This window comes from Halorubrum californiense DSM 19288 (assembly GCF_000336875.1).
GTDB classification, from domain to species: Archaea; Halobacteriota; Halobacteria; order Halobacteriales; family Haloferacaceae; genus Halorubrum; species Halorubrum californiense.
This window is the reverse complement of the sequence record NZ_AOJK01000036.1, coordinates 207,789-228,935: the sequence shown is the minus strand read 5'-3', so window position 1 is coordinate 228,935 and position 21,147 is coordinate 207,789. Positions and strand designations below refer to the sequence as shown.

21 protein-coding genes and 2 pseudogenes are annotated in these 21,147 nt (G+C 70.5%); 15 read left to right on the top strand and 8 right to left on the bottom strand.

Annotated features, from left to right (window positions below; translation table 11 throughout):
- The first annotated feature begins 35 nt into the window (after positions 1-35).
- From C463_RS07800 to C463_RS07775, 6 genes are all read left to right on the top strand, one after another.
- The gene (locus tag C463_RS07800; protein WP_008442570.1) at positions 36-1,271 is read left to right on the top strand and encodes a zinc-ribbon domain-containing protein; all 1,236 of its coding nucleotides are present in this window, start codon (positions 36-38) and stop codon (positions 1,269-1,271) included.
- 122 nt (positions 1,272-1,393) lie between these two features.
- Positions 1,394-2,137 carry a fumarylacetoacetate hydrolase family protein gene (locus tag C463_RS07795; protein WP_008442569.1) on the top strand — a complete coding sequence of 248 codons (744 nt, stop codon included), beginning with the start codon at positions 1,394-1,396 and terminating at the stop codon, positions 2,135-2,137.
- 211 nt (positions 2,138-2,348) lie between these two features.
- Entirely contained in the window at positions 2,349-3,821 is a 1,473-nt protein-coding gene (locus C463_RS07790; RefSeq protein WP_008442568.1) for an HflX-like GTP-binding protein, read from the top strand.
- A 76-nt stretch (positions 3,822-3,897) separates the two neighbouring features.
- Positions 3,898-4,992, top strand: coding sequence for a histidinol-phosphate transaminase (gene hisC, locus C463_RS07785; RefSeq protein WP_008442567.1), 1,095 nt, complete (start codon positions 3,898-3,900; stop codon positions 4,990-4,992).
- Complete coding sequence (locus C463_RS07780; protein ID WP_008442566.1) at positions 4,989-5,543, top strand: adenylate kinase family protein; 555 nt, start codon at positions 4,989-4,991, stop codon at positions 5,541-5,543. The genes hisC and C463_RS07780 overlap by 4 nt, the downstream gene beginning before the upstream one ends.
- A 26-nt stretch (positions 5,544-5,569) precedes the next feature.
- Complete coding sequence (locus C463_RS07775) at positions 5,570-6,172, top strand: CDP-alcohol phosphatidyltransferase family protein (protein WP_008442565.1); 603 nt, start codon at positions 5,570-5,572, stop codon at positions 6,170-6,172.
- Between the two features lie 29 nt (positions 6,173-6,201).
- Here the strand turns inward: C463_RS07775 and C463_RS07770 are convergent, their stop codons facing one another.
- Together C463_RS07770 and C463_RS07765 are read right to left on the bottom strand one after the other, a co-directional pair.
- Positions 6,202-6,660 carry a hypothetical protein gene (locus C463_RS07770; RefSeq protein ID WP_008442564.1) on the bottom strand — a complete coding sequence of 153 codons (459 nt, stop codon included), beginning with the start codon at positions 6,658-6,660 and terminating at the stop codon, positions 6,202-6,204.
- Between the two features lie 72 nt (positions 6,661-6,732).
- Positions 6,733-7,116 (bottom strand): hypothetical protein, encoded by a 384-nt coding sequence (locus tag C463_RS07765; protein ID WP_008442563.1) that lies wholly within the window; start codon positions 7,114-7,116, stop codon positions 6,733-6,735.
- Positions 7,117-7,184: 68 nt separating this feature from the next.
- Between C463_RS07765 and C463_RS07760 the strand changes: the two genes are divergently transcribed.
- Positions 7,185-7,421, top strand: coding sequence for a hypothetical protein (locus C463_RS07760; RefSeq protein ID WP_008442562.1), 237 nt, complete (start codon positions 7,185-7,187; stop codon positions 7,419-7,421).
- Positions 7,422-7,460: 39 nt separating this feature from the next.
- On the opposite strand, the gene C463_RS07755 is transcribed toward C463_RS07760, so the two are convergent.
- Positions 7,461-8,645 carry an MFS transporter gene (locus C463_RS07755; protein ID WP_008442561.1) on the bottom strand — a complete coding sequence of 395 codons (1,185 nt, stop codon included), beginning with the start codon at positions 8,643-8,645 and terminating at the stop codon, positions 7,461-7,463.
- 105 nt (positions 8,646-8,750) lie between these two features.
- Positions 8,751-9,938, bottom strand: coding sequence for a M24 family metallopeptidase (locus C463_RS07750; protein WP_008442558.1), 1,188 nt, complete (start codon positions 9,936-9,938; stop codon positions 8,751-8,753).
- A 139-nt stretch (positions 9,939-10,077) separates the two neighbouring features.
- Between C463_RS07750 and C463_RS07745 the strand changes: the two genes are divergently transcribed.
- From C463_RS07745 to C463_RS07730, 4 genes and pseudogenes are all read left to right on the top strand, one after another.
- The gene (locus C463_RS07745) at positions 10,078-10,734 is read left to right on the top strand and encodes a hypothetical protein (protein WP_049905672.1); all 657 of its coding nucleotides are present in this window, start codon (positions 10,078-10,080) and stop codon (positions 10,732-10,734) included.
- Between the two features lie 268 nt (positions 10,735-11,002).
- Positions 11,003-12,074: pseudogene (locus C463_RS20010) on the top strand (transcription initiation factor IIB).
- Between the two features lie 102 nt (positions 12,075-12,176).
- On the top strand, positions 12,177-12,650 hold the full coding sequence (locus C463_RS07735) for an NUDIX hydrolase (RefSeq protein ID WP_008442553.1): 474 nt from the start codon (positions 12,177-12,179) through the stop codon (positions 12,648-12,650).
- A gap of 128 nt (positions 12,651-12,778) precedes the next feature.
- Positions 12,779-15,082: a DUF7527 domain-containing protein gene (locus tag C463_RS07730; RefSeq protein WP_008442552.1), complete on the top strand. Its 2,304-nt coding sequence runs from the start codon at positions 12,779-12,781 to the stop codon at positions 15,080-15,082.
- Positions 15,083-15,164: 82 nt separating this feature from the next.
- Here the strand turns inward: C463_RS07730 and C463_RS07725 are convergent, their stop codons facing one another.
- Complete coding sequence (locus tag C463_RS07725) at positions 15,165-15,470, bottom strand: hypothetical protein (RefSeq protein ID WP_004595838.1); 306 nt, start codon at positions 15,468-15,470, stop codon at positions 15,165-15,167.
- A 293-nt stretch (positions 15,471-15,763) separates the two neighbouring features.
- Here C463_RS07725 and C463_RS07720 point away from each other — a divergent pair, with 293 nt between their 5' ends.
- Positions 15,764-17,119, top strand: a complete 1,356-nt coding sequence (locus C463_RS07720) for an adenylosuccinate synthase (protein ID WP_008442551.1) — start codon at positions 15,764-15,766, stop codon at positions 17,117-17,119.
- A 92-nt stretch (positions 17,120-17,211) separates the two neighbouring features.
- On the top strand, positions 17,212-17,814 hold the full coding sequence (locus C463_RS07715) for a hypothetical protein (RefSeq protein ID WP_008442550.1): 603 nt from the start codon (positions 17,212-17,214) through the stop codon (positions 17,812-17,814).
- A gap of 52 nt (positions 17,815-17,866) precedes the next feature.
- Here C463_RS07715 and C463_RS07710 read toward each other — a convergent pair whose 3' ends face one another.
- The 3 genes and pseudogenes from C463_RS07710 to C463_RS07700 form a co-directional block, all read right to left on the bottom strand.
- Complete coding sequence (locus C463_RS07710) at positions 17,867-18,730, bottom strand: aldo/keto reductase (protein ID WP_008442549.1); 864 nt, start codon at positions 18,728-18,730, stop codon at positions 17,867-17,869.
- Positions 18,731-18,805: 75 nt separating this feature from the next.
- Positions 18,806-19,069: pseudogene (locus tag C463_RS20130) on the bottom strand (type II toxin-antitoxin system RelE family toxin).
- Positions 19,062-19,337: a ribbon-helix-helix domain-containing protein gene (locus C463_RS07700; protein WP_008442542.1), complete on the bottom strand. Its 276-nt coding sequence runs from the start codon at positions 19,335-19,337 to the stop codon at positions 19,062-19,064. The pseudogene C463_RS20130 and the gene C463_RS07700 overlap by 8 nt, the downstream one beginning before the upstream one ends.
- 129 nt (positions 19,338-19,466) lie before the next feature.
- Here C463_RS07700 and C463_RS07695 point away from each other — a divergent pair, with 129 nt between their 5' ends.
- Positions 19,467-19,955, top strand: a complete 489-nt coding sequence (locus C463_RS07695; RefSeq protein WP_006113643.1) for an Lrp/AsnC family transcriptional regulator — start codon at positions 19,467-19,469, stop codon at positions 19,953-19,955.
- A complete protein-coding gene (locus tag C463_RS07690; protein WP_008442541.1) occupies positions 19,952-21,094 on the top strand; it encodes a pyridoxal phosphate-dependent aminotransferase in 1,143 nt (380 codons plus the stop codon). The genes C463_RS07695 and C463_RS07690 overlap by 4 nt, the downstream gene beginning before the upstream one ends.
- Positions 21,095-21,147: the final 53 nt, after the last annotated feature.

Below are 21,147 nucleotides of genomic sequence, written 5' to 3'. Positions count from 1 at the left end.
AGCAATTAACAGGCGCGAACGCGAACCACGATCAGATGCCCTCCGAGACCAGCGACCCCGGCGGCCCGCCGGCCGCCTGCCCCGCCTGCGGCGAGACGGTGCCGGCCGGGGCGAGCTTCTGCCCCGACTGCGGCGCCGACCTCGGCGACCCGACCGACGCCGCGTACTGCGCCGAGTGCGGCGAGGCGTTCGACGATGACGACCGGTTCTGTTCGAACTGCGGCGCGTCGCGGTCGGGCGGCGGCCCCGCTGCGTCCGAGCGGGAGCGCCGCGCAACCGAGGATTCGGACGACCGGGACCCGTCCCCGTCGCGCTCAGCGTCGACCCCGCGAGAGAGTTCGCGCGCCTTCCGGCGCCGGGTCCAAGACCACCTCGACGCCGGGTGGGACATCGAGCGGGACGACGGCGACCGGGTGGTCCTCGTCGACCGCGGCATCGGCTCCGTCGGCGTCCACATCCTTCTCTTCATCTTCACCAGCGGGCTCGGGAACCTGCTGTACGGCTGGTACCACTACTCCAAGCTGGCCGAACGGCGGCGGCTCGTCCGCGGCGACGAGACATCCGCCCGCGCCCCGTCGAGCGTCGAGGACACGGGTCGGATGGAGACCGCCACCGCGTACGTCCTGACCGCGCTGCTGTTGCTGATCGGCGGCTGGATCGGCGTCATGGCGGCGACGAGCGGGTCCCCGCCGGCCGCGCTGATCGGGCTCGCGTTCGCCGGGCTCGGCCTCGGCGTGGCCCCGCCGGTCCGTCAGCGCCTCGACCGCCGCCACGGGATCACGAAGTTCGGTCGGCAGAAGACGGTCGACCACCGGATCGTCCGCCCGCCCGAGTCCGTCGACGAGCCCTGCGTCGTCTGCGGCGAGGCGTTCCAGCGCGGCCTCGTCAGCCGACGCCGCGACGAGACGGTGGTCGCCGGCGTCCCGGTCCGCACCCACTCGATCCGGCACAACCACTACTGCGTCGACTGCGCGCAGTCGGAGCTGTTCGGCGACCGGATCGGCGCCCCGTCGCTCGACGAGGTCGCGGACGACGCGAGCCCGTTCGACGCCGAGTTCGCGGGAATCGACGGGGAGGACGACGAGGGTGCGGGAGGCGAAGGGGCGGACGACGAGAGCGCGGGAGGCGAGGAGACGGACCGCAATGGCAAGGTCGACACCGCGGCCGACGACGGCGAGAGCGAGACCGGGGGCGGCGACGACGCGAGCGACGATTCGACCGAGGAGACGGCGACCGACTCGGTCCGCGAAGCGACCGATCCGACCGAGTGAATCGGCGGCGAGCCGCCGTCCCGGTCGTCGCTTGTCCCTCCGGAGGTCGTCGCGTGCCGCTCCGGGGGTCGTCGCTTGCCCCTCCGGGAACGTTTTTCGGGCGTCCGCCCGTTCGCTCGCGTATGTACCGCGTACGGTTTCGCGACCCGGCCGGATCGATCCGCGAGGGCGAGTACGACCCAGCGACCGACACCGTCGCCTTCGGCGGCGACAACTACGCGCTTTCCGACCCCGAGATCGACGTGCTCGCGCCGACGGAGCCCTCGAAGATCGTCTGTATCGGGCGTAACTACGCCGACCACGCGGCCGAACTCGGCAACGACGTGCCGGACCGCCCGCTGCTCTTCCTCAAGCCGCCGAACGCGGTGGCGAGCCACGGCGACACCGTGACCGTCCCCGCCGGCAAAGACCGGATCGACTGGGAGGCTGAGTTCGCGGTCGTGATCGGCGAGCAGTGTAAGGCGGTCGACGCGGCGGACGCGATGGACGTCGTCGCCGGGTTCACCTGTCTGAACGACGTGTCGAACCGCGACGACCAGAACCGCGAGCAGAACTGGGTGCGCGGCAAGGCGTTCGACGGCGCCGCGCCGCTCGGCCCGGTCCTCGCGACGCCCGACGAGGTGCCCGACGACGCGAGCGTCGAACTCCGCGTCAACGGGGAGACGAAGCAGTCGAGCGACCGCGAACACATGATATTCGACGTGCCGACGCTGATCGAGGAGATCACGACGTACCTCACGCTCGAACCGGGCGACGTCATCGCGACGGGCACCCCCGAGGGCGTCGGCGCGCTCTCCGACGGCGACACCGTCGAGGTGGAGGTCGAGGGCGTCGGCACCCTCGAACACGACGTGCGCGTCCCCTGAGGTCCGGCCCGGCGGATCGGTCGGTATCGGTCGATACCCGCTTGTCTTGTTTCCCGGTACCACACCTCGTTTCCGGTGAACGCTTATGTACTGTCCGTCGGAGTCGAAGATATGGAGACCAGTTCGTTCGTCGCTCGTTCACGAGTATCGACCCCGACCGCACGCGGAGCGAGCCGCTCCCCTCTTCGGGCCGACGCGAGCGCCCCACCGAATGTCACGAGACGACGCCACGACGAACGAACGCGACGAATCGAGTGAGACCGACGAGCCGACCGAAGCCGTATCGAGCGATCCCGACTGGCCGCCGGACGACGCGACCCGAGCCATAGTCGCGGCGCGGACCGCCGACGGACCGCCGGACACGACCGAGATCCGCGAACTGGCCGCCGCGGCCGGTTACGCGGTGGTCGGGGAGGTGACCCAGCGGCGCCGCGAGGACCCGACCTACGACCTCGGCCGCGGGAAGGCCGAGGAGCTGATGCGCCTCGCGGCCGCGACGGACGCCGAGGCGGTCATCTACGACGGGAGCCTGTCACCGGGCCAGACGTTCTCGCTCGGTGACCTGCTGCCGACCGGGACCGCGGTGATCGACCGCCCGCGACTGGCCCTAAAGCTGTTCGCCGACGCGGCCGACTCGCGGGCCGCCGACAAACAGCTGGAGCTGGCGCGGCTCCGCTACGAGCTGCCGCGGCTCCGCGAGGCAGTCGCTCGCGACGCGAGCGAGGACGTGCGGCTCCGCCCCGAGGGCGACAGCCGCGTCCTCGACGTCGAGAAGCGGATCGAGTCGGCCGAGCGCGCGCTCGACGAGATCGCCGACGACCGGGCGGCGCGCAGAGCCGAGCGACGCGACGCCGGGTTCGATCTGGTCGCCCTCGCCGGCTACACCAACGCCGGGAAGTCGACGCTGGCGCGGCGGCTGGCGGACGAGGTCGACGACCCCGAGTTCGGGGACGAGCCGGAACTGCGCGACGACGGGCGGGTTGACGCCGAGCGCGTCGGCGCAGAGGGCGATCCGGCCGACGACGGGGCGCTCGCGGTCGCCGACCGACCATTCGAGACGCTCTCGACGACCACGCGCCGCGCGGAGATAGGCGGTCGGCGGACCCTGCTTACCGACACGGTCGGCTTCCTCGACGGCCTGCCGCACGAGTCGGTGCGCTCGTTCCGCGCGACCGTGGACGCGATCCGGGCCGCCGACTGCGCGCTGCTCGTCGTCGACACGAGCGACGACCCCGCCGCCCTCCACCGAAAGCTCCGGGTTTCGCTGAGGGCCATCGAAGCGACGGACGGCTCGGTGATCCCCGTGCTGTCGAAGGCGGACGAGGTCGACGCGTACGGCCTCGCGGCCGCGGTCGAGGCGTACGAGGCCGCCGTCGCCGACCTCGACCCCCGGAACGCGCCAGCCGTGGACGCGCTCCGGCCGCCGATTCCGGTGAGCGTCCGTGAGGAGTCGGGACTCGCCGACCTCGCGGCGGCGGTGGCGGACGCGCTCCCGACGGCGACGGCCGCTGTCGAAGTCCCCAACGGCGGCGACACACAGGCCGCGCTCTCGTGGGCGTACGACCGGAGCGTCGTCGCGGACGTCGAGTACGCCGGCGAGACGATCGCCGTCGACTTGGCGGGACGGCCCGACGTCGTCGCCGAGGCGGCGCGGCGGCTGCGCGCCGAGGACACCTCTCCGTGATCGATTCGCCTCGACGCCGGCGTGAGCGTCGTCCGCCAAGACCACGCTTAAGCACGACCGCTCCCCAGTTTCGGCCATGCGACCACGGGATCTCTCCGATCACTCGCCGTACGTGCCCGGGCGGGGCGTCGAGGAGGTCGCCCGCGAACGCGGGCTCGACCCCGACGACCTCATCAAGCTCTCCTCGAACGAGAACCCGCACGGCCCGAGCCCGGCGGCTGTCGAGGCGATCCGCGAACACGCCGACCGGGTGAACCAGTACCCGAAGTCTTCGCACACGGATCTCACCGCGAAAATAGCCGAGAAGTGGGGGATCGAAGACGAGCAGGTGTGGGTTTCACCGGGCGCCGACGGCTCGATCGACTACCTCTCCCGGGCCGCGCTGGAGCCGGGCGACGAGGTGCTGGTGCCGAGTCCCGGCTTCGCCTACTACGCGATGTCCTCGCGGTACCACCACGGCGAGGTGACGGAGTACGACCTCGCCCCCGACGACGGCTTCGCACAGGACGCGGAGACCGTCCTGAGCGCCTACGGGGGCGAGCGCATCGTCTACGTCACCTCCCCGCACAACCCCTCGGGCTCGACCATGCCCCTCGACGAGATCGAGGCGATCGCGGACGCGACCGCGCCGGAGACGCTGGTCGTCGTCGACGAGGCGTACGGTGAGTTCGCCGCGGTCGACAGCGCGATCCCGCTCGTCGACGAGCGCGACGACGTGGCGGTCCTCCGGACCTTCTCGAAGGCGTACGGTCTCGCCGGGCTCCGGATCGGCTACAGCGTCGTCCCGGAGGCCTGGGGCGAGGCGTACGCCCGCGTCAACACGCCGTTCGCGGCCAACGAACTGGCCTGCCGCGCCGCGATCGCCGCGCTCGACGACGAGGAGCACGTCGAGCGGTCGGTCGAGTCCGCGCGCTGGGCCCGCGAGTACATCGCGGACGAACTCGACGCGCCCACCGTCGACTCCGCGGGCAACTTCGTCCTCGCCGCGGTCGGCGACGGCGAGCGCGTCGCGGAGGCGGCCCAGGAGCGCGGCGTGATAATCCGCGACTGCACCTCGTTCGGGCTCCCGGAACACGTCCGGATCTCGACGGGCACCCGCGAGGAGACCCGGGAGGCGGTCGACCTGCTCAACGAGACCTTGGCGGACCTCGGGCTCGGTGTTCGCGCGTGACGGAGGAGCCCGACACCGCCGAAGGAACCGACCGCGGCCGCGCCGACCGAGTCGCGGTCACGGGCACCCCCGGAACCGGCAAGTCGACCGCCACGGCGCTGCTCGAAGGCGAGTACGACGTGATCCACCTCAACGATCGGATCAAGGGCGACGACGACCTCTGGACGGAGCGCGACGACGACCGCGACACGCTCGTCGCCGACCTCGACGCGGTCCGCGAGGATCTGGGCGACTGGTCCGGCGTCCTCGACTCGCACCTCGCGCACCGGTTCGACGTCGACCGTGTGGTCGTGTTGCGGTGTCACCCCGAGTCGATCGAGTCCCGCCTCGAAGCGCGCGGCGAGTCCGCGGAGACCGCGGCCGAGAACACCGAGAGCGAGGCGCTCGACGTGATCCTCTCGGAGGCGGTCGCCGAACACGGCGCGGAGAACGTCTACGAGGTCGACGCGACCGACCGCGACCCCGAGGCGGTCGCCGACGCGATCCGCGCGGCGGTCGAGGGCGAGCGCGAGCCGAGCGCCGGCACCGTGGACTTCATCGATTATATATGAGCCGCCCGCGACGGTCGAGACGGTAGATGACCCTCGACCAGTACCGTTCGGTGGCGGACCGCCTGCTCGGGCCGTGGGTGTCGGCGGCCGACAGGCTCGGCCTCTCGCCCGACCAGGTGAGCGTTATCGCCTTTCTCCTCGCCGTCGCGGCCGCCGGGGCGTTCGCCGCCGGGTCGAGTCCGCTGTACGCGGCCGGCGCGCTGCTCGTCCTCCTCAACGGCTGGCTCGACGTCGTCGACGGGGCGCTCGCGCGCCATCAGGGAGTCGCCTCCGACGGGGGCGACTTCCTCGACCACGTCCTCGACCGCTACGCCGACGTGGCGATCATCGCGGGGTTCACGGCCGGTGTCGAGGCGTACGCGCTCGGCTTCGCCGCCGTCACGGGCGTCCTCCTCACTTCCTATCTCGGCACGCAGATCCAGGCGGTCGGCATCGGGCGCGAGTACGGCGGGCTCCTCGGCCGGGCCGACCGGCTCGCGCTCGCCGGGATCGTCGGCGTCGCCGCCGCGGTCTACGCCGCGCCGATCGTCGCCGGGCTGAACGTGGTCGGCCTCCTGCTCGCGCTATTCGCCGTCGTCGGCCACCTCACCGCAGTCCAGCGGTTCCTCGGGGCTTGGCGCGACCTGTAAGCGGCGGCGAGACTGCCCCCGACCCGCGATTAGAACGGTGCGTCGGTCGACCGACTCCCCGCGCTCGCGCCGCCTCTCTGCCCCGTCGGATTCGACTCGACTCCCGCGGCCTCAGCCGTTTCGTCCGTTATATCGCCCGTTTCGGTGTACGTCGCTTCCAGCTCGGCGAGCCGGTCGTTCACCGCCTCGCTCTGGTTGTGCATCGGGGCCGCGCGGACGCGGTCGACCGCGTAGCGGAACCCGGCGCTCCCGTGGCGCGTGTCGAGGTTGAGCCGCGTGAGGTTGTAGTCGAACGTCATGTCGTACACCGTCCGCTCCTCGAAGCAGTCGCGGGTGAGCCGGTGGAACGCGAGGTGGTCCGCGCCCGCGAGGACGTCGTGACCCTCGAGGAACCGCCCCGGATCGGGGAGATTCTCGGCGACGAACTCGTCGTAGCCGTCGAACAGGTCGCCGCCGTCGGAGCCGAAGGGAGACGGAAAACTGGGCATGTGCGTGAAACGGTCTCCAGCCGGGGTACTCCTGCCCCCGCAGATGTTCGGGGCGTCGCCGCCGATCGGTTCTCAGCCGTTCCCGTCCGCCTGCGATCGCAGCTCCGACCCTCGCGCGTGGATCTCGTCGACGGCGTCACGGACGACCGACTCGTCGACGTCGAACGCCCGCGCGGCGTACGTCACCGACAGCCGGACGGTGAGGTAGGTCATCCGGATCTCCTCGTCGGCCCCGACGATCAGCGGCGGGACGCCTCGCCTGCCGGTCTGCGCCTCGTCAAAGCCGCCGGTGAGCGCGTACAGGTCGGCGTACAACCGGGCCGCCTGCGGGATTTCGAACGATGCGATTCGTCCGTCCGGGCCGTCGAAATGGTACGCGTCGGGGCGGTTTCGCTCCTCGCGGACGATCCGATGGCCGTCGTCGTACGCCTCCACCACGGTTTCGTCGTCGTTCATTGGCGGTCCGCTCCGACCGCGTCCTTCGACAGGGATCAATTTAAAAGCGTCCGGTCGGAACGGGGGGTATGCCCACTTTCGAGCTGAACCTCTCGGACGACGTGTACGCGGAGTTTCAGCAGCTGGCCGACGAGGAGTTCGTCTCCGAGGAGCAGGCCGCGGAGGACCTCATCGCGTCCGGCATCGAGGCGTACAACGTGAGCGTCGTGGACGACGACCCGCGCGACGAGATGCTCGACGGCGCCGAAAACAACATGTTCGACACCGCGGAGGACCCGGGGAGCATCGAAGACGACCGGCTCTGAGCGCTCGCGCGTCGACGCTCTTTTTAGCCCGACCGCGGCTCAGTACCCCAGCCCGAGCAGCCGGTTCGCCGACAGCGTCGCCAGCCCGAGCGCCATCACGCAGGCGAGCAGTCCGAACGCGACGGGCCATCCCGCGGTATCGGAGAGGGCGCCGACGACGACGCTCCCGGAGGCGCCCGTCACCATGTACGCGGTCCGGACGAGTCCGAAGCCGGCGCCGCGCTCGGCGTCGGACAGCAGGTCCATGAACCGCGACTGAACCGGCGCGCCCCACGACATCGCGAGGCCGACGAGGCCGACGGCCGGGACCACGGCGGGGAGGCCCAGATCGAGCGTCGCGGCCGCGACGAGCGTTCCGTAACCGAGGACGCCGGCGCTCATCGTCACCATCGCGGTGGCGTCGCGCCCGATCCGGTCGGACACCGAGCCGGTCACCGGCTGGGTGCCGCCGTGGACGAGGAAGTACGCCGAGAACAGCAGCGCCGACAGCGCGCTCGACAGGCCTGTACCCACCTCGAGGAACGTTGGAAGGAAGGAAGCAGTCGCCTGCCACGTGAACGCGCCCATCGTCGCCAGCGCGGTCGTGTAGAGGATCCGCGGCCGCGAGAGCAGTTCGGCGAGCGGGCCGAGCGCGAACCGTTCGCCCATCGGCTGGTCAGGGCGGAGGGGCTCGGTCGGCCGGACCTTCCACGAGAACAGGACGAAGACGGGGACCGCGACCGCGGCGCCGAGGAGGACGCCGGCGCGCCAGCCGTACCGCGACCCGACCAGCGCGGCGGCGGGCGGCGCGGCGAGCCCGGCCAGCGGCCCGCCAGCGACGTGGACGCCGATGGCGCGGCCCGTGTCGTCGAACTGCCGCGTGAGGAACGTCGTCGCGACCGAGTAGTGGAGCCCCGCCCCGACGCCGAGCGCAGCCGCGAACAGCCCGAACGCGAGGATCGAGGGCGACGCGGCGAGCAGCACCGACGCGACGGCGGTGGCGCCGACCGCCGCGAGGATGACGCGGCGCTCGCCGAAGCGGTCGCCGAGGACGCCGGAGGGGAACTGCGCCAGCGCGTAGGTAAGCCACATCCCGCTGAGCGCGAGCCCGACGGTCCCGTTGGTCACGCCGAACCGCGCCGTGATCTCCGGGACGAGCGGGCTGACGACCAGCCGCGCCACCATCGTGCCGGTGAACGCGAGGGTACAGAGCGCGAGCGCCGTGTGTTCGTACCGCCAGTTCACGGTCGACGTTCCGGACGCGGGTCAAAGCGGCTTCCGATCGCGGTCAGACGGGCCGGGTGTCGCGCGACGGGCGCCCCCGACCCCCGTGTCCCTCCCGCCGAGAATTCACTCTGCGGCGAACCCGATCGGGTAGTCGGTGAGGTTCTCGTAGCCGTCCTCGGTGACGACGACGAGGTCCTCTATCCGAACCCCGCCCACCTCGGGGTCGTAGAGCCCGGGCTCGACGGTGACAACGTGGCCCGGCTCCAGCTCCCCGCCGCCGTTCGCGAGGCGCGGCGACTCGTGGACGTCGAGGCCGATGCCGTGCCCGGTCGAGTGGATGAACCCCGTCTCCGTCTCGGGGTCGGTCCGGAAGGTGGGCTCGCCCGCCTCCTCGTACACCTCGCAGGCGGCGGCGTGGACGTCTTCGCCGGTCGCACCCGGCTCGACCGCGTCGAGCGCGGCGTCGAGGGCGCGCTCGGTGAGGTCGTACCACTCGCGGAGGGTCTCGTTCGGTTCGCCGACGCAGAACGTCCGCGTCATGTCGGCGTTGTACTTCGTCGCCTTCGACCGCGGGAAGATGTCGACGATGATCGCCTCGTCCGCGCGGAGCGGGCCGGAGCCGCGGTCGTGCGGGTCCGCGGCCTGCGCGCCGCCGGCGACGATCGTCTCGTCGAGCGCGCAGCCGTGTCGCAGCAGCGTCACCTCGATCTCCTCGGTCACGCGTCCGCTGGTGAGGGGTTCGCCGTCGCGGAGCAGGACGCCGGGCTCGACGTCGCCGTCCGCGGGGACGTCCTCGCCGGCCACGTCGGCGCCGGCGATCAGGTCCTCGGCGGCCCGCATCGCGGCCTCGTTGGCCTTCTGCGCCTCGCGGATCGCGTCGATCTCCTCGTCGGTCTTCACCGCGCGGACCGCTTGGAGTCGGTCGTCGTCGTCGACCGCGACATCGACGCCGCGCTCGCGGAGGGCGTCCGCGGTGCCGACCGGGCCGCGCGGCGGCATCGAGACGGACTCGACGCCCTTGTCGCGGACGAACGCGGCGTACATGTCGTTGCGCTCCTCGCGGCCGCCGTACTCGTAGTCGTAGTCGGCGTGGCGCTCCACGGTGTCGGCCGCGGCCTCGCTCGTCGCGCGGCCGTACTCCAGTCCGCTGACGAGGAGGTGGACCTCGCCGTCGGCGTACAGCGTGAGGAACGGGTCCGGGCCGGTGAACCCGGAGAGGTACAGCTGGTTGGCGTCCTCCTGCGACGCGTCGAGGAGGTAGCCGTCCGTGTCGAGGTCCGCGAGGCGGTCGTCGAGTCGCGTGCGGTTCATACCCGAGATGCTCGCGCGACGCCCAAATCCGTTCCCCTCACGGAACCGGCCGGATGGGAGTACCGGCCGGACGTGGGTGCCGGTCGTCGGCGACCCGCGACAAAGCATATACCCGTCACGCCGGAACAACGGGGCCGAGATGTCGACGGAGCGACGAACGACCCTCCCCTCGCTCGTCCACCTCCCGTCCGGCTGGCTGCCGGTCGCCGTCGCCTGCGGGAGCGGCGCGGCGCTGCTCGGACTGGCGCTCACGTGGATCGGCCTCGCGGTCGCCGGCGTCTCGCCGGGCAACTCCGAGGTCGCCCGGTGGATGGTCGGCGGACCGATATCCGCGGTCGAGGGGTCGATCTGGTTCTTCCTCGACGCGCACTGGGTCCGGCTCCGGACGGGCCCCGGACTCTCGAACCACGTCATCATCGGTCACCCGCTGATACAGGCCGACGCCGCGCTGTGGCCGCTCCGCGCGGTCCCGCTGACCTTCGCCCTCGCCGCCGCGGCCGCCGTCCGATACCTCGGCATCGACGACCCGCTCGCCGGCGCCACGACCGGCGTGGGCGCGACGCTCGGATATCTCCCGACGATGCTCGCGCTGTGGGCGGTCTCCCGGGTGCCGCTGACGCGTCACGCGGCCGACGGGACGGCACCGATCTCCGACGGCGGCGGCCTCCCGGTGTCGGAGGTGACCGGCGTCACCGCCGGCCCTGACCTCGCCGCGACCGTGCTAGTGGTGACCGGACTGGGCGTGGTCGTCGGCTATCTCGCCGGTGCGGGCGCGACCGTCGCGGCCGGGGACTGACGTCCGGATCGGTCGCCCGAGCGCCGCCCCGCCCCACGAAACGTATATATACCATATCTCGTGCTCGCACCGTCGGATCGGTTCTCACGACGGCTCCGCCCGCACCGTCGGGAATTCCGAATTGTACAGGGTTGTACACGCCGTTTTCGGCCGTGTCTTCGAGGCACCAAACACGCGAACATTTAAGTGCGTCGGTCACTTACCCGAAGGTGAGGAAAACACCGAGACCCGTCTCTCGGTTCCGTTGTTCCCTCCACGTACCAAACCAATGAGCGAGAACCTTCGAACGTACACGACCGAGGACGTCGACGAGAGAGAGACCGACTCGGAGAGCGAAGCGGAAGAGCTGCGGTGTCCCGAGTGCGGCGGCCAGCTCGCGACGGACACGGAACACGGCGAGACCGTCTGCGTCGACTGCGGGCTCGTCGTCGAGGAGGACGAGATCGACCGCGGGCCCGAGTGGCGCGCGTTCGACTCCAAAGAGAAGGACAGCAAGTCCCGAGTCGGTGCCCCGACGACGAACATGATGCACGACAAGGGGCTCTCGACGAACATCGGCTGGCAGGACAAAGACGCCTACGGTAAGTCGCTGTCCAGCCGCCAGCGCGAGAAGATGCAGCGGCTGCGCACGTGGAACGAGCGGTTCCGCACCCGCGACTCCAAGGAGCGCAACCTGAAGCAGGCGCTCGGCGAGATCGATCGGATGGCNGATGCAGCGGCTGCGCACGTGGAACGAGCGGTTCCGCACCCGCGACTCCAAGGAGCGCAACCTGAAGCAGGCGCTCGGCGAGATCGATCGGATGGCGAGCGCCCTCGGCCTCCCGGACAACGTCCGCGAGACCGCCTCGGTCATCTACCGCCGCGCGCTCGACGAGGACCTACTCCCCGGCCGCTCCATCGAGGGCGTCTCGACGGCCTCGCTGTACGCCGCCGCCCGACAGGCCGGGACGCCGCGCTCGCTCGACGAGATCGCGGGCGTCTCCCGCGTCGAGAAGGACGAGATCGCGCGGACGTACCGCTACGTCGTCCGCGAGCTGAAACTGGAGATCCAGCCCGCGGACCCCGAGAGCTACGTCCCGCGGTTCGCCTCCGACCTCGGCCTCTCCGACGAGGCCGAGCGCCGCGCCCGCAGCCTGCTCGACACGGCGAAGGAACAGGGGATCCACTCCGGGAAGTCGCCGGTCGGGCTCGCCGCCGCCGCCGTCTACGCCGCCTCGCTGCTCGTCAACGAGAAGGTGACCCAGAGCGAGGTCAGCGAGGTCGCGAACATCAGCGAGGTCACCATCCGGAACCGGTACCACGAGCTCCTCGAAGCCGAGGACTCGGTCGCGCTGAACTGACGCGCTTTTCCTGGTCGGCTCGGCGTCGTCTCGTCGCCCGCCCGAACCCTCCCGATTCGCCCGAGTCGAAACCGCGAAGTCGACGCGTCGCCACCCGCGGACATGGAAACGACTCGCCACTTCACGGCGACGACGTACATCGTCAACGACGGGGCGACGGCGCTTCACGAACACGAGCGGCTCGGGATCCGGCTGCCGCCCGGCGGCCACGTCGACCGCGACGAGCTCCCGCACGAGGCCGCGCGCCGCGAGGTCCGCGAGGAGACGGGACTCGCGCCGGAGCTGGTCGCGACGGAGTCGGAGATCACGGGCCCGAACACCCGCGGGCTCCCCGAGCCGGCCCACCTCATGCTCCACGACATCAACGTCCACGAAGACGGGTCGGTGGGTCACCAGCACGTCGACCACCTCTACTACGCCCGCGTCGACTCTCGGGAGATCGCCCCCGACGGCGACGACGAGGTCGACCCGGCGCGCTGGCGCTGGTACACCCCCTCGGAGCTCGCGGCGAGCGACCTCCCGGACGACGTCGTCGACCTCGGTCGGGAGGCGATCGCCGCCGTCGGCGATCGCTGAGCGAGGAGCCGTTCGGAGCGCCCGATCGTGCCCGTGGGCGACCGAGCCGAACCCCGAGTCGCGGCGTCAGACGGCCGTCTCACGGTCCGGAAGGTATTTGGGTCGGTGTTGGCGAGATACACCCAAATATGGACGCACAGCGAAGGGAAGCGATCACCGAGTGGGACGACCGCTCGTTCTCCGGCGGGTTCGCGGGACTCCGGCGGATCGTCGACGACGGGTTCTCCGGCGCGGCGACCGACGGAACCGGGTGGCTGTTCCTCGTGGACGGGCGGGTCGTCGGCGTCGTGGACGCCACGCTCGACGCCTTCGCGGACGCCTCCGGGACGATCTACCGGGCCCCCGACGAGGCGCTCCCGGTGCTTTTCGCCATGCAGGAACTCGGCGGCGAGCCGCGGGCGAAGTACTACACCAACGACACGCCGCTGAATGAGGCCGACCAGAAGCTCTCGCGGGGTGGGTTCACCGGCTACATCGAGCTGTCGGAGAACGTCCTCTCCGGCGACTACTACGTCGCGTACACGGGCGGCGAGTCGATGGCGGCGGCGTACGTCGGCAACGCGAGGCGGTTGGAGACGGGCGACGACGCCTTCGAACTCGCCGCCGACGAGGTCGGCATCTACACGGTGTACGAGGTCGACCTCGACGTCCGACCGCTCCCGGAGGGTGACGACGCGGCCGACGCGGACACCACGGCTGGTACGGACGACGCCGTCGGTACAGACGCCGTCCCCGACGCGGACGCTGCGGACGCCGCTGACGCCGCGACCGACGAGACGGAGTCCGAACGGAGCGACGCCGAAACGGGCGGTGACGACGGGACGGACGGAGACGACGACGAGTCCCCAGCCGCGGTCGGCGGCGCGCCGGACGACAGTCGAGACGACGACCCGGCGGCGTCGACTCGGCGCAGTGAGACGGCTGGCGTGGACGCGAGCGCGGCTGACGAGCGAGCGGACGCCGGTTCGAGCGGAGGCGCATCGGGAGACGGAGAGCCGCCGTCGCGCAGCGCGGTTCAGATCGGGGACGCCGAGTCCGCCGAGGGAGACGCCCGCGACTCGGGCGGGTCAGAGCGCGCTCGACGGCCGGCGACCGAGTCAGAGAGGGCGGCCGCCGAGGCCGCCGGCGACGCGGACGCCTCCGGCTCGGACCGCGCCGACTCGGATCGCACCGGCGCGCCGGACTCCGAGGACGTGTTCTCGGAGGAGGCCGAGTGGAGAGAACAGAAGTCGATTCCGGCGCTTGACCCCTCGAAAGCGAGTGGCGAACCCACGGCGGACGACGATCGGCGCTCGGCGTCGGCTCGGGGCTCTGGCCCGGCAGACGACCGAGCCGGAACCGAGCGGAGCGAGTCGACCGCGAACGGCGAGTCGCCGTCGCCGCGCTCGACCGCGCAGTCCGCGCAGTCCGCGTCGACGCCGTCGGCGGTGTCGACGCGGGAAGCGCGCGACGCGCAGGGCGGTGCGGGCTCGGATCGCCTCCGAAAGCTCGAGGCGGCCTTAGAGGAGACGGAGACCGAGCGGCAGTCGCTCGCGGACGAACGCGACCGGCTGGCGGCCGAGCGCGACGAGGTCGAGACGGAGCGGGACGAGCTGGCCGACGAGGTCGAACGCCTCGAAACGGAGGTCGATGACCTTCGAGAGGAGCGCGACCGGCTCCGCAGTGAGCTCTCGAACGCCAAGGAGCGGCTCCCTGACGCGGAGCGGACGCTCACGCCGGCCGAGGCGCGCAACGGGACGAACCTGTTCATCAGGTACGACTCGAAGGAGGGCGCGACGCTGACCGACGCCCACGAGGGGAGCGCCGACCGCGATGCGCTCCGCGAGAACCTCCGGATGGAACACCACACGAGCTTCGAGACGGACGGCCTCGCGGTTGACGGCCGCCCGTTCACGGAGTTCCTCGAGGAGACCATCGAGTACGGCTTCACCCGCTGGCTGGTCGAGGACCTCCCGTTCGAGGTCCGCGGCACCGGCAACGAGGGGACGCTCCGCGACCTCTACGACGCGCTCCCGGAGATCGACCGCGCCGAGATCGGCGGGACGGTGTCAATCGAGCTTCGCGAGGGCGGCGAGGAGGTGCGTGAGCAGCGGTCGTTCGACCTCGTGTTGCGCGACCGGATGGGCCACCCGCTGTTCGTCGCCGACCTGAACGACAGCCGGGACCCCACCGAGGAGGGAACGCTGGAGTCGCTCGTCGAGAACGGGCGCGACATCGCGGGGTCGAACGAGACGTTCGCCGGCGCGTTCGCGGTGACCGAGAGCTTCTTCGAGCCGGGCGCGCTGGAGACCGCGAGCGACGCGGTCGGCGGCGGCCTGTTCAGCCGGTCGAAGCGGGCGAGCTTCGTGAAGCTCTCGCGCAAGCAAGGGTACCACCTCTGTCTCGTCGAGGCGCGCGACGGCGGGTTCCACATGACGGTCCCGGACCTGTAGCCGTCGCGGGTCCCCGTCGGAGACGACTACGCGGAGCGCAGAAACGCGGGAGATGTGTCGGTGGTCGAAATCGAAAGCGCGGTCAGTTCTCGAGTTCTGCGGCGTCGTCGATCCGCATGGATCCGAGCTTCTCGACGGTCTCGTCGAGCTTTTCGTCGAGTTCGTCGACGAACTCGTGGGTCCGCTCCGTGGTGATCGCGCCCTGACTGGACGGCTCGATGAGGTTCTCCTCTTCGAGGACGCGCAGCGAGTAGCGCACCTTGTGGTGCGGGTAGCCGGTCTCGTTCGACATCTTCACGATGCCGATCGGCTCGTTTTCGATGACCATCCGCAGGACTTGGAGGTGACGTTCCAGCATGTCTACCTCCTTCTCTAATCGATCTATCATGGCACATGTTAACTCGTCATGCCCCCGTTTAAAAGTTGCTGTCGCCGGCCGGGGAGGCCTCGTCAGATCGCACGCTTTGACGTGGGAGTAGTTAACGTGTTCGATCGCGGCACGGCGGGCGTGTGCCAACGCGCGGGAAAAGCACATACCGGACCCGTCGCGAGGCGACGCCGAGTGAATACACGAACGAGAGTATTCTCAGCGGTCGTCCCATTTTCTGATCCACATCTGTGCCAGTCTCACGGTCGCAGACCGTAATCGGTTTTACCCCGCGCGCGGAATCGGCAGGGCGTATGACACTCACCATCGTCGGCTCCCAACTCGGCGACGAGGGCAAGGGCGCACTCGTCGACCGGTGGGGAGGGGACGCGGACGTCGTGGTCCGTTATCAGGGCGGCGACAACGCCGGCCACACCGTCGTCGAAGGCGGCGCGGAGTACAAACTCTCGCTGGTTCCGAGCGGCGCGGTCCGGGGGACTGTCGGCATCCTCGGCAACGGCTGCGTCGTCAACCCGAAGACGCTGTTCACCGAGATAGACGACTTGCGCGAGCGCGGGCTCGACCCCGACGTGCGCGTCGCCCGCCGGGCGCACGTCATCATGCCGTACCACCGCGTGCTGGACGGGATCGAAGAGGAGGTCAAGGCCGACGACGACGCCGGCGACGCGGTCGGCACTACCGGTCGCGGCATCGGCCCGACCTACGAGGACAAGGCCGGCCGCCGCGGGATCCGGATCGCGGACCTGCTCGACCCCGACGCGCTCCGCGAGAAGCTCGAATACGCGGTCCCACAGAAGCGCGCGCTCGTCGAGGACGTGTACGGGCTCGAAATCGGGGACGACGACGAGCGGGCGGAGGCGTTCGACGTCGACGCGCTCCACGAGGAGTTCGCCGCGATCGGCGAGCGCCTCGCCGACGAGGAGATGACCGTCAACTGCGCCGACTACCTCCACCGCCGGAGCGAAGCGGGCGACGAGATCCTCTTCGAGGGCGCGCAGGGGACCCACATCGACGTCGATCACGGGAACTACCCGTTCGTCACCTCGTCGAACCCGACGGCGGGCGCGGCGTCGGTCGGCTCGGGAGTTGGTGTCACGACCGTCGGCGACGGCGAGGTCGTCGGCATCGTGAAGGCGTACCTCTCGCGGGTCGGTGAGGGGCCGCTCCCGACCGAACTCGACGGCGACGCCGACGAGGAGGCGCTCGCCGACGACATCCGCGAGAAGGGCGGCGAGTTCGGCACGGTCACGGGCCGCCCACGCCGGATCGGCTGGCTCGACCTGCCGATGCTCCGCCACGCCGCGCGCGTCTCCGGGTTCACCGGCGTCGCGGTCAACCACGTCGACGTGCTCGCCGGGCTCGACGAGCTGAAGGTGTGTACGGGGTACGGGCTGGAGGGCGAGGAGTTGGACACCGTCCCCACCACTACCGACCGGTGGGAGCGCTGCGAGCCGATCTACGAGACGCTCGACACCTGGGAGCCGTTCGACTCCTCGGCGGTCGCCGAGGCAGGCTACGACGCGCTCCCCGAGGCGGCTCGTGACTACCTCGAGTTCCTCGCCGACGAGATCGACACCCCGATCTACGCGGTCGGCGTCGGCCCCGACCGCGAGGAGACGGTCGAGCTGACGAACCCGTTCGAGGAGTAGCGTCGGCGCCCTGCGCCCGGGAGCCGACCGCAGCGTGCGGACGGCTACCGCTGACGGCCGACGCTTTTGAGGCCCGAACGCGAGCCGCCGGTATGGCGCAGCCCTCCACCGGTCCCTCCGATCCCGATCCGGCGGAACCGATCGTCGAACGCACCGTTTCGCATCTCTCGCGGCTGCTTCCGCTGGCGCTCGTCCCGCTGGCGACGGCGCTGTTCCGAGCGCGCGACCTGCTCGCGACGGGGCAGACGAACGGGCTCTCGCTGCGCGCGTCGTTCCCCGTCTACCGGTACGACCTCTGGAGCTTCGTCGATTCGCCGACCGGGGGCGGGCTGTCGGTGTCGCTCCCGTTCGGCACGGTGGAGTCGGCGGTGTTCTTCCTCCCGCTGATCGGCGCGTACGTCGTCGTCTCGTATCTGTACTTCCCGACCGTCTACGTTCTCGCCTTGGAGGACCGGGGAATCGAGTCGGCGGTGCGACGGGCGCGCGCGCTCGTCGACGAGCACCGACCGCTCGGCTTCTTCCTCGCCGTCGCGGTCGTCACGGCGGTCTGTTCGGTCCCGGTGAGCCTCCTCGCACACGCCGGAGCGGGCGGGGCGGTCGCGGCCGCGGTCGTCACAGCGCCGCTCGGGCTCGCGTTCAACGTCGCGACCGCGCTGAAGGTCGCCGAGATGGCCGGGGTCGAGACCGTCGAGTGACCCTCGAGCGGGACTCACGCGTACTCGATCGCGCCGCCCGAGCGTCCCGAGACTACTGCGGGTCGATCTCGTTCAGCGCGGCGCGGTCCTCGTCGGTGAGCGACAGGTCTGCGGCCGCGAGGTTGGATTCGAGGTGGTCGACGCTCGACGTGCCCGGGATCGGCAGCGTCACGTCGGAGTGGTCGAGCAGCCACGCGAGCGCGACCTGCCGCGTCGTCGCGTCTCGGCGTTCGGCGACCTCGCCGAGCGCGTCGGCGGACTCCTCGTCGTCGACCGCGTACATCGGCCCCCACGGGATGAAGCCGACGCCGTGGTCCTCGCAGGCGCGCAGCACGTCCTCGTCGTCGCGGTGGCCGACGTTGTACCGGTTCTGAACGGTGGCGACATCGACGACATCCATCGCGGTCTCCAACTGCTCGACGGTGACGTTCGAGAGGCCGACGTGGGCGACCTGGCCGGCGTCTTTCATCTCCGCGAACGCGTGGACCGACTCCTCGAAGTCGGTGTCGGGGTCGGGGCGCTGGTACTGGTAGAGGTCGATCGCGTCGGTGCCGAGTCGGTCGAGACTACACAGCACTTGGTTTTTCAAGAAGTCCGGATCGCCGTGGGGGAGCCAGTCGCCCTCGCGGTTGCGGAGCAGGCCGGCCTTTGAGGCGACGACCACGTCGTCGGGGTCGCCGAGCGCCTCGCCGATGAGCCGCTCCGAGACGCCCGGTCCGTAGGAGTCCGCCGTGTCGACGAAGTCGACGCCGCGGTCGACCGCCCGACGGAGGACCTCCTTCGCCGCCGCTTCGTCGTCCGGTCGGCCAATGATGTCCTCGCCGGTGACGCGCATCGCGCCGAAGCCGAGGCGGTCGACCGTGAACTCGCCGCCGATGTCGAACGTGTCGCGCTCGCTGGTGGTGTTCGAAGCCATGGCACATCGATCTCGCGCCACGCCCATAGCCGTGGGGATGCCGGAAGGAGAGGTGGACGGCAGAGCGGAACGCTCTCAGGGAGGGAGGTGTCGCTCGTACACGTTCCGGCGGTGGCCGACGGCCTCGACGCGGATGAGATCAGCACCCCGATCCCACGCGACGATAGCGCGGTAGTCGCCGGCTCGCAGCTTGTACTACGGGTAGCCGGAGAGCGGTTCCAACCGGTGTTCGGTCCACTCCGTCGCCTCGTCGACCTTGTTCAGTATCCGATCGGCAGCCTGCGGATCGAGTGATTCGAGGTGAGAGAGCGCCTGCTCGGTGTACTCGACCTCAGTCATCCAGGCCTAGTCGCTCACGCGCCTCTTCGGCGGATACCGTCTCGTCTCGCTCGGCCTGCTCGCGGCTCTCTGCCAGATCTGAGAGCGTTTCCTCAGAGAGCGTCACGGAGGGCTCGGCCCAGTCGCGCAGCGCGTCGCGGATCGCCTCGGACTTGCTCGCGTACCCCCGTCGCTCCCACACCTCATCGATCCGATCCAAGAGGGACTTCGGAACACGGACGTTGATCTTCTCCATCCGGTCGTCGCCGGGATTCGTGTCGGTACTCATGTGCTGTGATACATCGGTATCACTGATAAGGATTCGGGGCTCGGGAGCGACCTCGGCGTGGCGTGACCCGATCCTCGCCCGACTTGCGCCCGTCGCTACTCATAAACCGCCCCCGGGCGATCGTACGGTATGGACGCCGAGCGCGAGGTACTCGACGTGTTGGCGCGGAACGCCCGCGAGGACATCGACGACATCGCGGCCCAGACGGGCCTCGACGCGGCGGCGGTAGCGGACGCGATCGACGCGTTGGAGGCTGACGGCGTCGTCCACGGCTACCAGGCCGTCGTCGACTGGGACCGCGTCGACGAGGGGAAGATCCGCGCCGTCGTCGAGATCAACGTCGAACTCGACCGCGAGACCGGGTACGAGCAGGTGGCGGACCGGATCGCGAAGTTTCCCGCGGTCGACGCCTTACACCTCGTCTCCGGCGACTACGACTTCGCCGTCGAAGTCCTCGGCGAGAACATGCAGGACGTCTCCGAGTTCATCTCCGAGCAGGTCGCGCCGATGCCGGCGGTCACCCAGACGGTGACCCACTACATCATGGAGACGTACAAGGACGGCGGGATCCGGTTCGAGGACGGCGACGACGACGACCGCCTCTCCGTGTCGCCATGAGGCTGTCGGACCGCGCGCGCACCCTCCCCGAGTCCGGAATCCGGAAGTTCTTCGAGCTGGCGGAGGCGCGCGACGACGTCATCTCGCTCGGGGTCGGCGAGCCGGACTTCTCGGCGCCGTGGACCGCCCGCACCGCCGCGATCGACTCGCTGGAACGTGGCAAGACCTCCTACACCGCGAACCGCGGCATGGCCGCGCTCCGCGAGCGGATCGCCGACCACCACGAGCGCTACGACCAGTCGTACGAGCCGGAGTCGGAGGTCCTCGTCACCACCGGCGCGAGCGAGGCGGTCGACCTCGCGTTCCGCGCGCTCGTCGACCCCGGCGACACCGTGGCGGTCCACGAGCCGACGTACATCTCCTACGGGCCGGGGATCGAGCTGGCCGGCGGCGAGCAGCTGACGGTTCCGACCCACGCCGAGGACGACTTCGCGCTCACGCGGGAGTCGCTGGAGGCCGCCGGCGCGGCCGACGCTGACCTACTCGTGCTGTGTTACCCGAACAACCCCACGGGCGCGACGATGACCGACGGGCAGCTCGCCGAGGTCGCGGCGTTCTGCCGCGACAACGAAGTCCGCGTGGTGGCCGACGAGATATACGCCGCGCTCACGTACGGGGACGACCACGCCTCGATCGCGACCCAGCCGGGGATGCGCGAGCGCACGGTCGTCGTCAACGGCTTCTCGAAGGCGTACGCGATGACCGGACTGCGGCTCGGGTACGCGCTGGGACCCAGCGGCGCGATCGACGCGATGAACCGGATCCACCAGTACACGATGCTGTCGGCGCCGACGACCCCGCAGTACGCGGCTATCGAGGCGCTGGACCGCTGCGACGACGAGGTGACGGAGATGGTCGAGGAGTACAACCGCCGGCGGCGGCTCGTCGTCTCCCGGTTCAACGAGGTGGGTCTCGACACGTTCGAGCCGGGCGGCGCGTTCTACGCGTTCCCCGAGTGCGGCGGCGACGACGAGGCCTTCGCGGAGGCGCTGCTGGAGGCTCAGGGGGTCGCGGTCGTGCCCGGTTCCGTCTTCGGCGAGGGCGGCGAGGGACACCTCCGCGTCTCGTACGCGACCTCGATGCGCGAACTGAAGGCGGCGACCGACCGGATCGCGGCGTTCGTCGAAGGCCGCGACTGACGTCCCTGAATTCTTCGCGGACGGTGTTGTCTGGCGCCCCCAAACGACTAACG

Coding starts and splice junctions, on each gene's coding strand:
- C463_RS07750 (WP_008442558.1), bottom strand. CDS start 9,938: ATGAACCGCACGCGACTCGACGACCGCCTCGCGGACCTCGACACGGAC.
- C463_RS07770 (WP_008442564.1), bottom strand. CDS start 6,660: ATGCCCAGTTTTCCGTCTCCCTTCGGCTCCGACGGCGGCGACCTGTTC.
- C463_RS07710 (WP_008442549.1), bottom strand. CDS start 18,730: ATGGCTTCGAACACCACCAGCGAGCGCGACACGTTCGACATCGGCGGC.
- C463_RS07730 (WP_008442552.1), top strand. CDS start 12,779: ATGGACGCACAGCGAAGGGAAGCGATCACCGAGTGGGACGACCGCTCG.
- C463_RS07720 (WP_008442551.1), top strand. CDS start 15,764: ATGACACTCACCATCGTCGGCTCCCAACTCGGCGACGAGGGCAAGGGC.
- C463_RS07695 (WP_006113643.1), top strand. CDS start 19,467: ATGGACGCCGAGCGCGAGGTACTCGACGTGTTGGCGCGGAACGCCCGC.
- C463_RS07765 (WP_008442563.1), bottom strand. CDS start 7,116: ATGAACGACGACGAAACCGTGGTGGAGGCGTACGACGACGGCCATCGG.
- C463_RS07715 (WP_008442550.1), top strand. CDS start 17,212: ATGGCGCAGCCCTCCACCGGTCCCTCCGATCCCGATCCGGCGGAACCG.
- C463_RS07725 (WP_004595838.1), bottom strand. CDS start 15,470: ATGATAGATCGATTAGAGAAGGAGGTAGACATGCTGGAACGTCACCTC.
- C463_RS07790 (WP_008442568.1), top strand. CDS start 2,349: ATGTCACGAGACGACGCCACGACGAACGAACGCGACGAATCGAGTGAG.
- C463_RS07775 (WP_008442565.1), top strand. CDS start 5,570: ATGACCCTCGACCAGTACCGTTCGGTGGCGGACCGCCTGCTCGGGCCG.
- C463_RS07735 (WP_008442553.1), top strand. CDS start 12,177: ATGGAAACGACTCGCCACTTCACGGCGACGACGTACATCGTCAACGAC.
- C463_RS07700 (WP_008442542.1), bottom strand. CDS start 19,337: ATGAGTACCGACACGAATCCCGGCGACGACCGGATGGAGAAGATCAAC.
- C463_RS07800 (WP_008442570.1), top strand. CDS start 36: ATGCCCTCCGAGACCAGCGACCCCGGCGGCCCGCCGGCCGCCTGCCCC.
- C463_RS07760 (WP_008442562.1), top strand. CDS start 7,185: ATGCCCACTTTCGAGCTGAACCTCTCGGACGACGTGTACGCGGAGTTT.
- C463_RS07690 (WP_008442541.1), top strand. CDS start 19,952: ATGAGGCTGTCGGACCGCGCGCGCACCCTCCCCGAGTCCGGAATCCGG.
- hisC (WP_008442567.1), top strand. CDS start 3,898: ATGCGACCACGGGATCTCTCCGATCACTCGCCGTACGTGCCCGGGCGG.
- C463_RS07795 (WP_008442569.1), top strand. CDS start 1,394: ATGTACCGCGTACGGTTTCGCGACCCGGCCGGATCGATCCGCGAGGGC.
- C463_RS07745 (WP_049905672.1), top strand. CDS start 10,078: ATGTCGACGGAGCGACGAACGACCCTCCCCTCGCTCGTCCACCTCCCG.